This window comes from Endozoicomonas sp. 4G, from assembly GCF_023822025.1.
Lineage (GTDB): Bacteria > Pseudomonadota > Gammaproteobacteria > Pseudomonadales > Endozoicomonadaceae > Endozoicomonas_A.
In genome coordinates this window covers 2,189,345-2,204,236 of the sequence record NZ_CP082909.1, presented here as the reverse complement: position 1 = coordinate 2,204,236, position 14,892 = coordinate 2,189,345, and the positions used below count along the sequence as shown (strand labels likewise).

13 protein-coding genes are annotated in these 14,892 nt (G+C 47.1%); 3 read left to right on the top strand and 10 right to left on the bottom strand.

Annotated elements, in window-relative coordinates; all coding sequences use genetic code 11:
• Window positions 1–25: 25 nt before the first annotated feature.
• Entirely contained in the window at window positions 26–508 is a 483-nt protein-coding gene (locus K7B67_RS08525) for a L,D-transpeptidase (RefSeq protein WP_252179925.1), read from the bottom strand.
• A 23-nt stretch (window positions 509–531) separates the two neighbouring features.
• Window positions 532–1,179 (bottom strand): TetR/AcrR family transcriptional regulator, encoded by a 648-nt coding sequence (locus K7B67_RS08520; RefSeq protein WP_252179924.1) that lies wholly within the window; start codon window positions 1,177–1,179, stop codon window positions 532–534.
• A gap of 140 nt (window positions 1,180–1,319) precedes the next feature.
• On the opposite strand from K7B67_RS08520, the gene lexA reads away from it, so the two are divergent.
• Together lexA and K7B67_RS08510 are read left to right on the top strand one after the other, a co-directional pair.
• Complete coding sequence (gene lexA / locus K7B67_RS08515) at window positions 1,320–1,928, top strand: transcriptional repressor LexA (protein ID WP_252179923.1); 609 nt, start codon at window positions 1,320–1,322, stop codon at window positions 1,926–1,928.
• Window positions 1,912–2,286 carry a SulA-like leucine-rich domain-containing protein gene (locus K7B67_RS08510; protein ID WP_252179922.1) on the top strand — a complete coding sequence of 125 codons (375 nt, stop codon included), beginning with the start codon at window positions 1,912–1,914 and terminating at the stop codon, window positions 2,284–2,286. Before lexA ends, K7B67_RS08510 begins: the two co-directional genes overlap by 17 nt.
• 21 nt (window positions 2,287–2,307) lie before the next feature.
• On the opposite strand, the gene K7B67_RS08505 is transcribed toward K7B67_RS08510, so the two are convergent.
• The 6 genes from K7B67_RS08505 to fadB all read right to left on the bottom strand — a co-directional run bounded on the left by K7B67_RS08505 (window position 2,308) and on the right by fadB (window position 10,233).
• Window positions 2,308–2,550 carry a hypothetical protein gene (locus tag K7B67_RS08505; RefSeq protein WP_252179921.1) on the bottom strand — a complete coding sequence of 81 codons (243 nt, stop codon included), beginning with the start codon at window positions 2,548–2,550 and terminating at the stop codon, window positions 2,308–2,310.
• A 191-nt stretch (window positions 2,551–2,741) separates the two neighbouring features.
• Window positions 2,742–3,047 carry a PTS sugar transporter subunit IIB gene (locus tag K7B67_RS08500; RefSeq protein WP_252179920.1) on the bottom strand — a complete coding sequence of 102 codons (306 nt, stop codon included), beginning with the start codon at window positions 3,045–3,047 and terminating at the stop codon, window positions 2,742–2,744.
• A gap of 201 nt (window positions 3,048–3,248) precedes the next feature.
• On the bottom strand, window positions 3,249–3,746 hold the full coding sequence (locus K7B67_RS08495) for a DUF6586 family protein (RefSeq protein WP_252179919.1): 498 nt from the start codon (window positions 3,744–3,746) through the stop codon (window positions 3,249–3,251).
• A gap of 67 nt (window positions 3,747–3,813) precedes the next feature.
• Window positions 3,814–6,456 carry a type I DNA topoisomerase gene (topA, locus tag K7B67_RS08490; protein ID WP_252179918.1) on the bottom strand — a complete coding sequence of 881 codons (2,643 nt, stop codon included), beginning with the start codon at window positions 6,454–6,456 and terminating at the stop codon, window positions 3,814–3,816.
• Between the two features lie 388 nt (window positions 6,457–6,844).
• Window positions 6,845–8,017, bottom strand: a complete 1,173-nt coding sequence (gene fadA / locus K7B67_RS08485; protein WP_252179917.1) for an acetyl-CoA C-acyltransferase FadA — start codon at window positions 8,015–8,017, stop codon at window positions 6,845–6,847.
• Between the two features lie 62 nt (window positions 8,018–8,079).
• On the bottom strand, window positions 8,080–10,233 hold the full coding sequence (gene fadB / locus K7B67_RS08480) for a fatty acid oxidation complex subunit alpha FadB (RefSeq protein ID WP_252179916.1): 2,154 nt from the start codon (window positions 10,231–10,233) through the stop codon (window positions 8,080–8,082).
• 300 nt (window positions 10,234–10,533) lie between these two features.
• On the opposite strand from fadB, the gene K7B67_RS08475 reads away from it, so the two are divergent.
• The gene (locus tag K7B67_RS08475; RefSeq protein WP_252179915.1) at window positions 10,534–10,986 is read left to right on the top strand and encodes a universal stress protein; all 453 of its coding nucleotides are present in this window, start codon (window positions 10,534–10,536) and stop codon (window positions 10,984–10,986) included.
• Between the two features lie 81 nt (window positions 10,987–11,067).
• Here the strand turns inward: K7B67_RS08475 and K7B67_RS08470 are convergent, their stop codons facing one another.
• Both K7B67_RS08470 and K7B67_RS08465 read right to left on the bottom strand, forming a co-directional pair.
• Window positions 11,068–12,786 carry a hypothetical protein gene (locus K7B67_RS08470; protein ID WP_252179914.1) on the bottom strand — a complete coding sequence of 573 codons (1,719 nt, stop codon included), beginning with the start codon at window positions 12,784–12,786 and terminating at the stop codon, window positions 11,068–11,070.
• A 152-nt stretch (window positions 12,787–12,938) separates the two neighbouring features.
• Window positions 12,939–14,738 (bottom strand): hypothetical protein, encoded by a 1,800-nt coding sequence (locus K7B67_RS08465; protein WP_252179913.1) that lies wholly within the window; start codon window positions 14,736–14,738, stop codon window positions 12,939–12,941.
• Window positions 14,739–14,892 lie beyond the last annotated feature (154 nt).

Genomic DNA, 14,892 nt, shown 5'->3' with positions numbered 1-14,892 from the left:
TCTCCTGACCCAAAAACCGGTAAGACTATTCCGGAAGAATATCAATAGTAGTTCCCGGCAGAACCCGGTCAAATAAATCTATCATGTCGTGACCGTGCATCCGCACACAGCCTCTTGATCCCGGCTCGCCCATCACGGCAGTATCGGGTGAGCCGTGAATATAGATATATCGCCGCATAGTATCGACATTTCCCAAACGGTTATAACCGGGTTCCAGGCCACTTAACCAGAGAATTCTGGTTAAGATCCAGTCCCGTCGATCAGGATATTGCTGTTTTAGTTCGGGAGAATAAATCTCCCCTGTGAATCGCCTGCCAACAAACACAGCATGGACAGGCAGACCCTCGCCGATTTTAGCGCGAATAACATGGCGTCCAAGAGGAGTCTGCCAGCTACCCTCCTGCTGCCCCGTTCCCTTACTCGCAGTTGATACAGAATAACAGGCTGTCACCTTTCCCTCTTGCATCAGCTCCAGGGTTTGTGAGGCAATTCGAACATTAATATGCACAGATCAATCCCGTGTTGGCTGGTTTATCGGCCCTTGTCGTAAGTAGCATGAGCTCGTAGGCCAGCAGCCATAAATGGCACCATTCTTCTCATGATCTTCTCAAGGTTGTCATCAATGGCAAAGTCTCTGCTGGCGATGGCGAGGAGTGCATCAGCACCGGACATTGAGAAGATAGCAGAGCCAAGGATAAAGTAGGTGCGCCAGAATTTATCGGCAGTGGGCAGGTCAGGACAGGCCCTGAACAGCAACTCAAAGTATCGGCTGAAGACGGTTCCATAAGTTTCAGTCAGATAACGCTTCAAGTGCCCCTGGTTCTGAGTGAAGGCCAGCCCCATGAGTTTCATAAAAATAGAAATATCATCGGGTCTTCTGGGTTTCACAGCGAGAATATGGTCGACCAGTATCTCAAGCACCGCTTCAAGGTCGGGTTGTTCACTCTGGTCTGACCACTCATCCAGCGTAGTATTCAAACCCTCCATGAAAGGAGCCAGGAAACGGGCGAAGACCGCTTGTATCAAAGCTTTTTTAGAGCCGAAATGATAGTTCACGGCAGCCAGGTTCACGCCTGCCTGACTGGTTATTGTTCTTAAAGAGGTTTCTGCGAAGCCATGTTCGGCGAAAAGCAGCTCGGCTGAATCCAGAATTCTATCGATAGTTGAAGGTTGCGCCATGATATAGGGAGTTTTATAAGGATTAATAAACGACCGTTTAAAGCTACGTTTCTAATCCTGCAGTGTCAAGGTTACACTTGCCACGACCATCATACTGTATATAATCACAGATACTGTATAAAAAAACAGATCGCACTCTTATGAATAAGCTCACTAAACGACAATCTGAAATACTGGACCTGATCAAATCTCATACCGCAGAGACAGGTTTCCCACCCACCAGGGCCGAAATTGCCAAAACCTTTGGCTTTCGCTCAGCCAATGCCGCAGAAGAGCATCTCAGGGCACTGGCCCGTAAAGGCGCTATTGAGATGACCCCCGGAACCTCAAGGGGTATCCGAATTCCAGACAGCCAACCAGAAGGGCTTCCTATTGTTGGCCAGGTGGCTGCCGGTAACCCGATCCTTGCCCAGGAACATATAGAGGATCACCTGATGCTCAACCCGGGTTTCTTTAACCCATCCGCTGACTTTCTGTTAAGGGTCAAAGGCATGAGTATGAAAAACATCGGGATTCTTGATGGTGACCTGCTGGCGGTTCACAAGACAGCAGACGTTCGAAATGGTCAGGTTGTCGTGGCCCGGATTGAAGATGAAGTCACCGTCAAAAGATTCGAGAAAAAGAAAAATAAAGTCTTGCTGCATCCGGAAAACGATGAGTTCGAAACCATTGTCGTTGACCTCACACAGGATACGTTCGCGATTGAAGGTTTAAGCGTTGGAGTTATAAGAAATGAAACCCATTATTAATGAGCTTATTCTCTCAGGAAAGCCATGGCAGGCCGAACAACTCCTGAACCCCATGCTCAGTCAACTTTCCAGTGACAGTGAACGTTGGTTAACGCTTATTCTGGCAGACAAATCAGATACCCGAACTCTTCACTGGTTAAAGAGTTGTGACCTGAATCATGACAAGGTGCAAATCTTTAGCTCCAGCAATACTAATCAGACACTGGAGCTTACCCGGAAGGCTCTCGCATCGGGTACCAGCCACACCGTTATCAGTTGGCTGGGAGATCTGGATAAAGGATGGTTAGGTAAACTTGAAAGCGCTGCCCAAAATGGACAGTGCCAGGGGTTGGCTATTCGTAGCAGACAGGTTGCCTGAAACCTGTCCATCAAAATAGAGTTAATGCAGTACTCTGTTTTCAGGGATCTCTTCATCAGCAGGCTGTGGACGAGTCAGTTCAGCCACCTCCTGCATACCCGCATCAAACATGACCTTTGCCACTTGCAGATGCCCGCCTTCGAGAAATTCTATAGCTTCCTCAGAAAACTTCATGGTCAGCAGAGGCTCACCCTCGTCATCACTGCGTCGCAGAACAATCTCGCCCGTTGGAAGCTCCACAATTTCCAAAAACGATGCAGCCATATTTGGTTCCATATAAGTAGCGTGTATGAGGGGGAAATCATGCAGCATTGTGCCCAATGATGCAATAGGCCAAAACATTGTGATCTGTGTTCTTAGGGGATTGTGGGGAGGATTCTGGTGATAGAAGAACGAAAGCTTGTGTACCTGTTGCAAAACAGGCACACAACATTCTTTGATGAACCTTTAATAAATCAGGCTTTTAGCGACAGGGCAAATTCCAGTACTTTTGCACCATTCATAGTGCCGTAATCAATAGGGCTGATGGCTTCAACCGGTATTTCATACTCAGCAGCACGTTGCCTGAGGTCGTTCAACATATATTTAACCTGAGGCCCCAGCAGGACAACATCGTAGCTGGCTACCTGTTCGTCGAAATCGGTAGCGCCAAAGGCTTCAATCTCTACTTCTTTACCCTGACTTTCAGCAGCTTCACGCATTTTCTTTACCAGCATACTGGTAGACATACCTGCAGAACAGCACAGCATGATTTTAGTCATCGCTTTACCTCAACTGGATGCCCCGTCCTGGGGTTCCTTGACTGTTTGAACAATTCGAAAAACAATATATACCAGTGACAAACCAGATGAAACCGGTTTCAGTGTGGATAAATCACAAAATTACTCAGGTGTTGACCTTAATCAATAAAAGACTATGTACTGGTATCCGCTACCGGTAAATATCGATCCATTATCGTTTATTCACCACTCAAGATTAAAATTTCTGAAATGCCCTACCAGCTCTTTAAGAGCAGCAAGAACTGCTCTGCCACTTTCCGGTGTTTTAACACCTCTTGTGGATTCTCCTCTGTCCGAAGCAATCATTATTGAACCGACTTCACTTGAATATGATTGGATATTATCATTTAATATTGAAATACCATCATAAGCCTCAAGTAAATCTGCCAGCCAGCTATCCGACGACTCAAGCTGCTTAAGCTGCTCGAGTTCAGACACACTGCCCTCCTGCTTCTTGTCCACCAGCTTCGAGACTTCTTCCAGAGACAGCAACCGGGTCAGCTGCTTACCGTAAGGAAAAAGAATCTCTGCCAACAGAGAGAAATAGGCATGGCGGGCATGCATCAGAAACGCGTCTCGAAAAGCGTCCTGCTCAAAAGGCTCGGCACTTTCCCAGGCATCCAGTTGTAAACGGGCATAGTGCAGTTTTTTATTGGTATGGGAACGCCATTGCTCAGACATTATCGTTCTCTCAAATAGAAAGACCTCCACGAATCAACGTGAAGGTCTTGTTTTTGACCCGGCCAGATCAGGTTTTTTTGCGCTTTTTGGTGGTTTTCTCTTCCCACTTCCCTTCCTGGAAAGTAGCACTCCACCCCGTCGCCTTACCTTCAGACTCACTCATAACATACTGAGTTTTGGTCTTACGACTGTAGCGGATAATGGCAGGATTGCCTTCAGCATCCTGCCTCGGCGCATCCAGAAGATAATGATATTTCGGATCAATAGCTGCCTGATGAGGAATCAGCTCACTGACCAGGGGAGCACGGGTTTCCCGGTTCTTTGGAAACTGGCTGGCGGCCAGGAAAAGACCCGCAGCACCGTCCCTGAGAATATAGTGATCGTCCACCTTAAGGCACTTAAGCTCAGGCATAGGCACCGGATCCATTTTTGGCGGGGCCGCCTCACCACTCTTCAGCAGCTTACGGGTGTTTTTACACTCACTGTTGGTACAACCAAAGTATTTACCAAAACGCCCGGACTTGAGCTGCATCTCCGATCCACACTTGTCACACTCAAGCACGGGGCCATCATAACCCTTGAGCTTGAACTGACCTTTTTCCACTTCATAGCCAGAGCAGTCCGGGTTATTACCACAGACATGAAGCTTGCGCTGCTCATCAATCAGATAGCTTTCCATCGCTGTAGAGCACTTGGGACAACGATGCATAGCACGCAAAGCGTTCACTTCAGCATTTTCGTCATCAGCATCTTCCACTTCTTCGCCGGGCACCAGATTAATAGTGCTTTTACAACGCTCTTTCGGAGGCAGCGAATAACCGGAGCAGCCCAGGAATACCCCGGTACTGGCGGTACGAATCATCATATCCCTGCCACATTCAGGGCATTTGATGTCGGTTGGGGAAGGATCGTTGGATCGCATACCACTACTGTCGTTTTCAGCCTGCTCCAGCTTGTGACTGAAATCGCTGTAGAAGCTGTCCAGAAGATCTTTCCAGTTCTTGCCCCCCTCAGCCACTACATCAAGATTTGACTCCATATTGGCGGTAAAATTGTAATCCATCAGATCATAGAAATTTTCAACCAGCCGGTCTGTGACAATATCGCCCATTTTCTCAGCATAGAAACGACGATTTTTCAGAGAGACATAACCACGATCCTGAATGGTTGAGATAATGGAGGCATAGGTCGAAGGCCTGCCAATTCCGCGCTTTTCCAACTCTTTAACCAGAGCCGCTTCACTGAATCGGGCTGGCGGCTTGGTGAACAGCTGTTTCGGATCCAGTTTCTTCAGATCCAGCGGATCACCTTTCTCCAGGGCGGGCAGAATGATGTCCTCCCCTTTCTTGGCAATGGCGGCCATGACACGGGTATAACCATCAAACTTCAGGGTTCTGCCCCTCGCCTTCAGATCAAAGTCATCTACCCGCACCGTCAGGGATGTGCTGAGGTACTCCGCAGGTGTCATCTGACAGGCAACAAACTGTCTCCAGATCAGCTCATAAAGGCGCTCTGCATCTTTCTCAAGACCGGAAATAGAACCCGGCTCAGCGGTTACCGAGGAAGGACGTATCGCTTCGTGAGCCTCCTGGGCGCCTTCTTTGCTGGAATACCGGTTTGGCTGCTCGGGCAAATACCTTGAACCATAAGTACCATCAATAAATTCACGGGCACTTTCTACCGCCTCCTGACTCAGATTGGTGGAGTCGGTACGCATGTAGGTAATATGACCCGCTTCATAGAGGCGCTGGGCCATCATCATGGTTTTCTTGACACTGAATCCCAGGCGGGTACTGGCTGCCTGTTGCAGGGTGGAGGTAATAAAAGGGGCCGATGGGCGACTACGGGTCGGTTTGTCTTCCCGCGCCGTCAGCGTGTAATCAGCCTGTTTAAGCTTTTCAAGAACAACCCCGGTGGCAGCCTCACTGGTAGGCCTGAAGTTGTCTCCGGCTTCTTTTGCCACCTGAAAACGAATGACTTCTCCGTCTTCGGTGGTCAGGTCAGCGTACACCTCCCAGTACTCTTCCGGGATAAAACTTCTGACTTCACGCTCTCGCTCAACAATCAGCTTAACGGCCACTGACTGCACTCGCCCTGCCGACAGGCCACGGGCAATTTTCGCCCAGAGCAACGGCGAAACCATATAACCCACTACGCGGTCGAGGAACCTTCTCGCCTGCTGGGCATTGACCCGATCGATATTGAGAATACCAGGCTCTTTAAAGGCTTCCTGGATAGCATTTTTGGTAATTTCGTTGAACACTACCCGCCGATATCGACCTGGCTCTCCACCAATCGCTTCCTGAAGATGCCAGGCAATGGCCTCTCCCTCGCGGTCCAAATCGGTTGCGAGATAGATCGTGTCAGCCGATGCGGCAAGACGACGAAGTTCATCGACCACCTTTTCTTTGCCTGGCAATATCTCGTAATGGGCTTTCCATCCCTGTTCAGGATCAATACCCATTCGCTCAATCAGCTGCTCTTTGGCTTTGCGCTTCTTGTGAACGATTTTCTGCTCAGGAGATAGTTTACGTGTCTCAGCAGCGGCCTTTGCCCGTGCTTTGGGATCCACAGGTTTCCTGGAGCCACCCGCGGTGGGCAGGTCACGGATATGACCAACACTGGACTTAACAACAAAGTCCTTACCCAGATATTTGTTTATTGTCTTCGCCTTGGCAGGCGATTCGACGATAACTAAAGATTTACCCATGCTACCTTACACATCCTGTAATCAGCTCCATTGTCCCGGTATAGCTGACCAGCCTGAAAAAAAATCATAAAACACTCAGCTCGGCCTGCCACCAAAACAAGAAAGGTCGGGAATTGAAAATTGTTTCAATATATAAGGTCAAGAAAAACATCGGTCAAGGAAAACCCTCCAATGACCCTGATTTTTTCTCGAACGACCCTCTTTTTTTATCGTTTCACAGCCACAATGATTAATCCAGCCCGTTATGAGCAATAATTTCCTTGAATATCAAAAGATTATTTAATGACTGTGAACACTGGCAGGCGGAACAGGAACACCCCGGAATAACATTCCGGGGCAAAACTCTCAAGCAGGATACTCCAGACAAACACAGGTCCGGACAGTGGTATTACAGACGTTCGAACACCGTAGTAATACCCTGACCCAGACCCACACACATAGTGGCTACACCCAGCGTACCGTTATGCTGCTTCATAACGTTCAGCAGAGTACCGGAGATTCGGGCGCCGGAGCATCCGAAGGGATGGCCCAAAGCAATAGCACCACCGTTCAGGTTTACCTTTTCATCCATCTTGTCCAGCAGGTTCAGGTCTTTCAGCACTGGCAGAGCCTGGGCAGCAAAAGCTTCATTCAACTCAACATAATCAATATCATCCATGGTCAGGCCGGCACGCTCCAGCGCTTTTTTGGTGCTGGGTACAGGACCATAACCCATGATGGACGGATCAACACCAGCAACCGCCATGGAACGAATCACAGCCATTGGCTGAAGACCCAGGTCCTGCGCACGCTGTGCAGACATAACGATCATGCAGGAAGCGCCATCGGTAATCTGGGACGACGTACCGGCTGTCACTGTCCCTTTCGGGTTAAAGGCAGGCTTTAACTGGGCCAGCCCTTCGAGCGTGGTATCAGGACGGATTGTCTGATCTTCGCTGAAGACCGCCAGGTTGCCGTCCTCATCGTGCCCCTGCATAGGGATAATCTCATTTTTGAAGTGACCGCCTCTGGTCGCTTCCCAGGCTCTCATGTGCGATCTGACACCAAATTCATCCTGAGCTTCGCGGGTAATACCGTGCATCAGGCCCAGCATTTCAGCAGTCAGACCCATCATACCCGCGGCTTTGGCGGCGTATTTAGACAGACGTGGATTGGGGTCCACCCCATGCATCATGCCCACATGCCCCATGTGCTCAACACCACCTACCACAAAAACATCACCGTTGCCGGTTTGAATCGCCTGAGCAGCAGTGTGCAGCGCACTCATGGAAGAACCACACAGACGACTGACAGTCTGGGCAGAAGAAGTATGAGGAATGGGAGTCATCAAAGATGCCATACGGGCAACGTTCCAACCCTGTTCCAGGGTCTGGTTGACACACCCCCAGATCACATCTTCAACTTCTTCAGGGTTAACACCGGGGTTACGGTCTAAAACGCCAGTGATGAGGTTGGCGGACAGATCATCGGCACGGACATTTCGATACATGCCCCCCTTGGAACGGCCCATTGGGGTCCGGCCAAAGTCTACGATTACGGCATCTCTCGGATTAAGGCTCATAGTCAATTCTCTCTTAAATCGGTTGATCGTGATTAGCTAACTCTTGTGTGGCCTGAGGCTGTTTACGCGCCGTAAAACGTTTTGCCTTCACGAGCCATTTCCCGCAGCTTGTCAGTGGGCTGATAGAGCGGGCTGATATGAGCGTACTGGTCAGCCAGCTCAACGAACTTGTCGACCCCCATGCTATCGATGTACTTCAGGGCACCGCCACGGAAAATCGGGAAGCCGATGCCATTGAGCAAAGCCAGGTCAGCTTCAGCCGCGGTATCAACAATGCCATCTTCCAGCGTGCGGACGGTTTCCATACACAGAGGAATCATCATGCGATCAATAATTTCCTGTGCTTCAAACTCACGGCTGTCACCCGCCACTTCGGAGAGAATCTTATAGGCCGTTTCGTCAGCCACTTTTTTAGGCTTGCCTTTCTTGTCCTGCTCGTACTGATAGAAGCCGACATTGGTCTTCTGTCCGTAACGCCCCTGTTCGAACATCACATCAATAGCACTCTTCCAGTCACGGGACATACGATCCGGGAAACCTTCCGCCATCACTTTTTCTGCGTGACAGCCGGTATCAATTCCGACAACGTCAAGCAGGTAAGCAGGACCCATTGGCCAGCCAAATTTCTCCATGACTTTATCTACTTTCTGGAAGTCAGCGCCGTCTCTCACCAGCGAAGCGAAACCACCAAAGTATGGGAAGAGTACCCGATTGACCAGGAACCCGGGGCAGTCATTGACAACGATAGGCACCTTGCCCATTTTCTTGGCGTAAGCCACCACCGTTGCCACCGTTTCTTCACTGGTCTTCTCACCACGAATCACTTCAACCAGAGGCATTGCGTGTACCGGGTTAAAGAAGTGCATGCCACAGAATTTTTCGGGTCTTTTCAGATCCTTAGCCAACTCTGTTATAGAAATGGTTGAAGTATTGGAAGCCAGCACAGCGTCTTCACGGACATGATGTTCGACTTCGCCCAATACGGCTTTTTTGACCTTGACGTTCTCAACCACCGCTTCCACCACCACGTCAACGTCAGCAAACTCACTGTACGACAGAGTTGGCACAATGTGATTGAGAATCTCACCCATTTTCAGAGGATCCATACGACCACGGTCCACTCGCTTGGACAACAGCTTGCTGGCTTCCGTCAGACCCAGGTTCAAACCTTCCTGAGCAATATCTTTCATCAGGATGGGAGTGCCCTTGTAGGCAGACTGGTAAGCAATACCGCCACCCATAATGCCAGCACCCAGAACAGCGGCTTTCTCAACCTTACCCGCCTGTTTGGTCAGAGCTTTGGTCTTCTTCTTAAGCATCTGGTCGTTCAGGAACAGCCCCACCAGAACATCAGACTCAGGAGATTTGGCCAGCTTGATAAAACCTTCTGCTTCTACTTTCAGGGCTTCGTCCCTGGGCAGCTCAGCATGCTTCTGGATCGTTTTGACAGAAGCCACTGGTGCTGGCATATGAGGGCCAGCCTGCTGCTTAACAACGGCTTTAGTTGTTTCAAAAGCCATCAGCGATTCAAGCATGGGCAATTTCAGCGGTGAGCGTTTTTCATCTTTGCGGGCATTAAAGTCCAACTCACCGGCCAGACAACGTTTGATGATAGCTACCGCTGAGTCCACCAGCTTTTCGGTTGCAACGACTGCATCTACAGCGCCTACTTTCAGGGCTGCATCAGGCTTCTGCTCACGACCGGCAGCAATCCACTCGACTGCATTATCAACACCGATCAAACGCGGTAAACGAACAGTCCCGCCCCAGCCCGGGTAGATACCCAGTTTCACTTCAGGCAGACCAACACCACCTTTATTGGACAGCACCCGATAATCCGCACAGAGGCAGATCTCGAAACCACCACCCAAAGCACTGCCATTGATCGCGGCAACGGTTGGCATATCCAGGTCTTCAAAACTGCTGAAGATACGGTTAGCACCCATAACCATTTCCATCAGTTCAGCCTCGCCCTGACGGAAGGTTGAGGTAAACTCCATGATATCGGCACCAACAATGAAGACCCCTTCCTTACCACTGGTGAGAACGACCCCCTTGATGGAGTCTTCCGCCTTGATCGCCTTGATCGCATCATTCAGATCTTCTATGGCCAGCCGGCTGAACTTGTTCACCGACTCACCTTCGAGGTCAAACCTTAACTCGGCGATACCGCTTTCAAGTGCCAGAACCTTGAACGCTTTCCCCTGATATATCATTTATCTCTCTCCGGACGGATTGAAAAAGGTTGTTTTGATAACTGACTTGCCAGACATTCATACAACCGTTTGAATTTTTGTGCCTACCTTCATTGAATTTTGTGGCAAAGTCAAGAATATCAAGCGCTTTAAATCCGCAAAAATACTGATTAAAGTCAAATACCTACTATAAATAGGCTTGGACAATATAACAGACCACCGTAAACTATAGGCGTTTAATCCACGATGTTTGCAGTTAATCGCAATCCGGGCATTGAGCTGCAATTCGCTATAAAACAACCAGGAAGAGAGATACAGTCTATGAGTCAATATAACCATATTCTCGTTGCTATTGACCTGTCTGATGAAGCGGACGATGTGCTGGATAAGGCCAAGTCGCTTGCCGAAACCTATCAGGCCAGACTGACACTGGTGCATGTGGTTGAGCCACTGAGTGTGGCTTATGGCAGCGATATCCCACTGGATCTCACAACCCTTCAGGACGAAATCACCCAACAGGCCAGAGAGCGCATTTCACGTCTGGCAGACAGTATTCATCTGGACAAGGGTGAGCAGCACGTCGTTTATGGCCGCCCGGAAAGGGAAGTGCATCGCATCGCTGAAGAGACCGACGTTGACCTGATCGTAGTGGGGAGCCACGGCAGACACGGCCTGGCCCTGATTCTCGGCTCAACGTCCACCAGCATCCTGCATGGTGCCTGCTGTGATGTGCTGGCGGTAAGAGTGGGTAAAAACAACAGCCATAAGCCATAACAGTAACACCGGGTGAGTTAACCGCGGGGCGTGACCGAATACCCTGATTATGTAGCTGAGTTTCGTAGGATGTAGCTTAACTCACTGAATCACGCCCTCTGACATTTCATCATCACTAATGTCATAATCATTAATGTCATAATCACTTGTCTCAGGTTCACTGCTGTCATTATCGCTTGTCTCAGATCCACTGCTTTCATCAGAATCTTGAATATCAAGATAATACCTGAGCCATTCTACAAAATCTTTAATGTAATCAATCCGTTCCTGGAGGTGTTTGTTCTTCCTTTCTCTTTTACTAATCTCATTTTTAGTGAGTTTGGAATCAATAGTTGTATCAGAAAACACTTCTAATAAATGACACGACTGTTCCATAAGGTCATTAAATCCCGACCAGAGAGTTTGCAGTATAACGTTGCGATGATGCTCGTTAGTAAAAGTTAAGTGTAATTGTTGCGTCAAATAGGTTTTAATGTGCGCAATCATTTTTTTAAATAATTTATGCTTTTGATTTTCCGGGTGAAATATTGCGTGTACTGCCACACCATTAATTTCTTCAAGTAATTCTATTCTCCTGTTTGAACCAGAATAAAAGGCTGTGCTCTTACCTGCTCTTCCAAAATAATCAACCATATTAGCAATATGTACATTCAGATCTGCGTATTCTGCAGCGAAAGGGTCAAGCATCTGGCTTATGATATCTATTAAATTCAAGAACTGATTATTCCAGGCTACTAATTCAGGCTCATTTTCACCGTATTCTTCTATAAGATCCAGCATTCTTTGTGCTGATTCTATCTCTCGCTCATAAATCGGCATTCCGCTCCTATCAATGCCATTGTTGAGCAGTCTGGCAGCATCGATTAGTAATGTATTAGTTTGATCAGCCTCCGCTGAGTCGTCCTTGCATGGGTGCAAAAAATCAATGCGCTCCATCCCTAGAGAGCTCAGGGCAGAGAATACTAATTTGGATGTTGCTAGATTTCCTTTTAAAATTTCATTATCTGTTATCGGTTCCTTATCACCTAATAATTTATGTTTTTGTTGGTGAAGTCTTGATATTCCAGCCATTTCAGCGGCGTGAAGCAGGAATGAATTTAAAAAACGAGAAGCTCTTTTACGCGAAACACTACTTGAATATTTAGCTGTATAGTAAGCCAGCATCAAATAGGCGAGATCCTGTTGATCTTGTGAGTTGTCGAGCTTAACAGGAGACTCGGTATCCTGAATATGCGATAGCGCTTTCAGGATTGTATCCTGAGATCGGTTAAGTTTAATGCCAAGAAAATCCTGCACTTGCTGAATCATGTCAGCAATTGTCAGGTTATCAACGGTAGGCGTTTCCGGAATATTACCCAGAAGAGCGATTATAGTTTCTTCTGAGAGCCCTGGATTCAATGTTCGGATAATTTCAGCAATCTGTTCACGGGACATGGCCGGGAGTGGGAAGTCCGCTAAAGGTTGCATCTGCTGTGCTTCAGCACCCTGCGATTCTGCCTGATACTTTCTCTTTGCGCCTCGCCTGTCCCCAGGGTTCATAGCAAAGATAAGATCGGTACTATTCGGAGTGACTAAAGGATACCTCCCCGAAAGGGCATTAAGGTTAATCAATTCAGATAGGAGGTCAGAGTCTTTTGTTCCCTTTTTTTCAACCAACCCCTCATCCATTGGCGTTAATAAACGGTTTGCTGCCAACAATGTTGAGCAGGGGAAAATCATAACAAAGAGACCAAAGGCACCTGCAATGAGCTGATTAGACTTGTTATGATGGAAAAGTATCGATAATCCGATTCTTTTCAATATTCGATACATAAAGCAAGTGTTCACTCTAACTCCTATGATATCTCTATGATATTTGAATGACCCTCATAAAGTAGTCCAAGGGTCACAGCTATGCTCAATTTAGATTCGTCAGATTCAGCTTAACTCACTGAGTCACGCCCTCTGGTATGTTAAGAGTCAGAGTCACTGCTGAAAGAATCACTGCTATCAGATTTATTGCTATCAGCTTCACAACTTTCAGCTTCACAACTTTCAGACTCACTACTTTCAGACTCACTACTTTCAGATGCACTACTTTCATATTCACTGCTGTCATCACAATTAGGAATATCAAGGTAATAGTCGAACCATTCCACAAGTTCTTTTATGTAGCCAATCCGTTCTTGCAGGTGTTTTTTCTTCCTCTCTTTTTTTCCAATCTCATTTTCAGTGACATTGGAAGCAATAGCTGTATTAGAAAACACTGCCAATAAATAATATGATTGTTTCAGAAGGTCTCTAAATCCCAACCTGAGGGTCTGCAGTATGACTTTGCGATGATGCTCGTTAGTAAAAGTTAAGTGTAATTGTTGTGTCAAATAGGTTCTGATGTGTTCAATCATTTCTTTAAATAATTCATGATTTTGATTTTCTGGGTGCAATTTTGCGTCTATTGCTACCTCTTTGATTTCGGCAAGTAACTCCCTTCTCGTGTTTGAACCAGAATAAAAGGCTGTGCTCTTACCTGATTTTCTAAAATAATCCTCCATGTTGACAATAAGTGCATTTAGCCCTGCATATTCTGCAGAAAAAGGGTCAAGCATCTGGCTTATGATATCAATTAAATTCAAGAACTGATTATTCCAGGCTACTAATTCAAGCTCATTGTCACCGCATGCGTTTATAAGCCTCCACATTCTTTGCGCTGATCGTCTATGTCGCTCATAAATCAACATTCCGTTCCTATCAATACCATTGTTGAGAAGCTTGGCAGCTTCCATTAGTAATGTATTAGCTTGATCAGCTCCCGATGAGTGATCCTCGAATGGGTGTAAAAAATAAATGCGCTCTGTTTCCAGAGATTTGAGAGCAGAGAATACTATTTTGGATGTTGCTACATTTCGCTTTAAAACTTCTTTATCTTTTATCGGTTTCTTTTTACCTAATAATTTATCTTTTTGTTGGTAAAGCCTGGATATTCCAGCCATTTCAGCAGCGTGGAGCAGGAATGAATTAAAAAAACGATAAGCACTTTGACGCGAAACACCACTTGAATATTTAGCTGTATAGTAAGCCAGCATCAAATAAGCGAGGTTCTGTTGATCTTGCGAGTTGTCGAGCTTAACAGGAGACTCGGTATCCTGAATACGCGATAGAGCTTCCAGGATTGTATCCTGATATCCGTCAAGTTTAATGCCAAGAAAATCCTGCACTTGCTGAATCATGCCAGCAATTGTCAGGTTATCAATGGGAGGCGTTTCTGGAATATTGCTCAGCAGAGCGATTATAGTTTCTTCTGAGAGGCCTGGATTCAATGTTCGGATAATTTCAGCAATTTGTTCACGGGAAATGGCCGGGAGTAGGAATTCCGCTAAAGGTTGCATCTGCTGTGCTCCAGCACCCTGCGGTTCCTCCTGATACTTTCTCTTTGCGCCTTGCATATCCCCAGGGTTCATAGCAAAGATAAAATCGGTACTATTCGGGGTGAGTAAAGGGTACCTCCCCGAAAGGGCATTAAGGTTAATCAATTCAGATAGGAGGTCAGAGTCTTTTGTTCCCTTTTTTTCAACCAATCCCTCATCCATTGGTGTTAATAAAGGGTTTGCTGCCAACAATGCTGCCAACAATGTTGAGCAGGGGCAAACCATAACAATGAGACCAAAGGAACCTGCAATAAGCTGGTTAGACTTTTTACGATAGGGTAAGTTACGATGGGAAAAGATCGATGATCCGGCTCTTTTCAATAATCGATACATAAAGCTATTGGCCACTTTACCTCCTATAATATTTCTATAATATTTAAATGCCCCTCATAAAATAGTCCAAGAATTGCAGCTGTGCTCAATTTTACGAGCTTGCCGCCAATATCATCCAATCCAATACTGAGTCATTGTCGTTTTTCTCTTCAACCTGATTCTGTAGCTG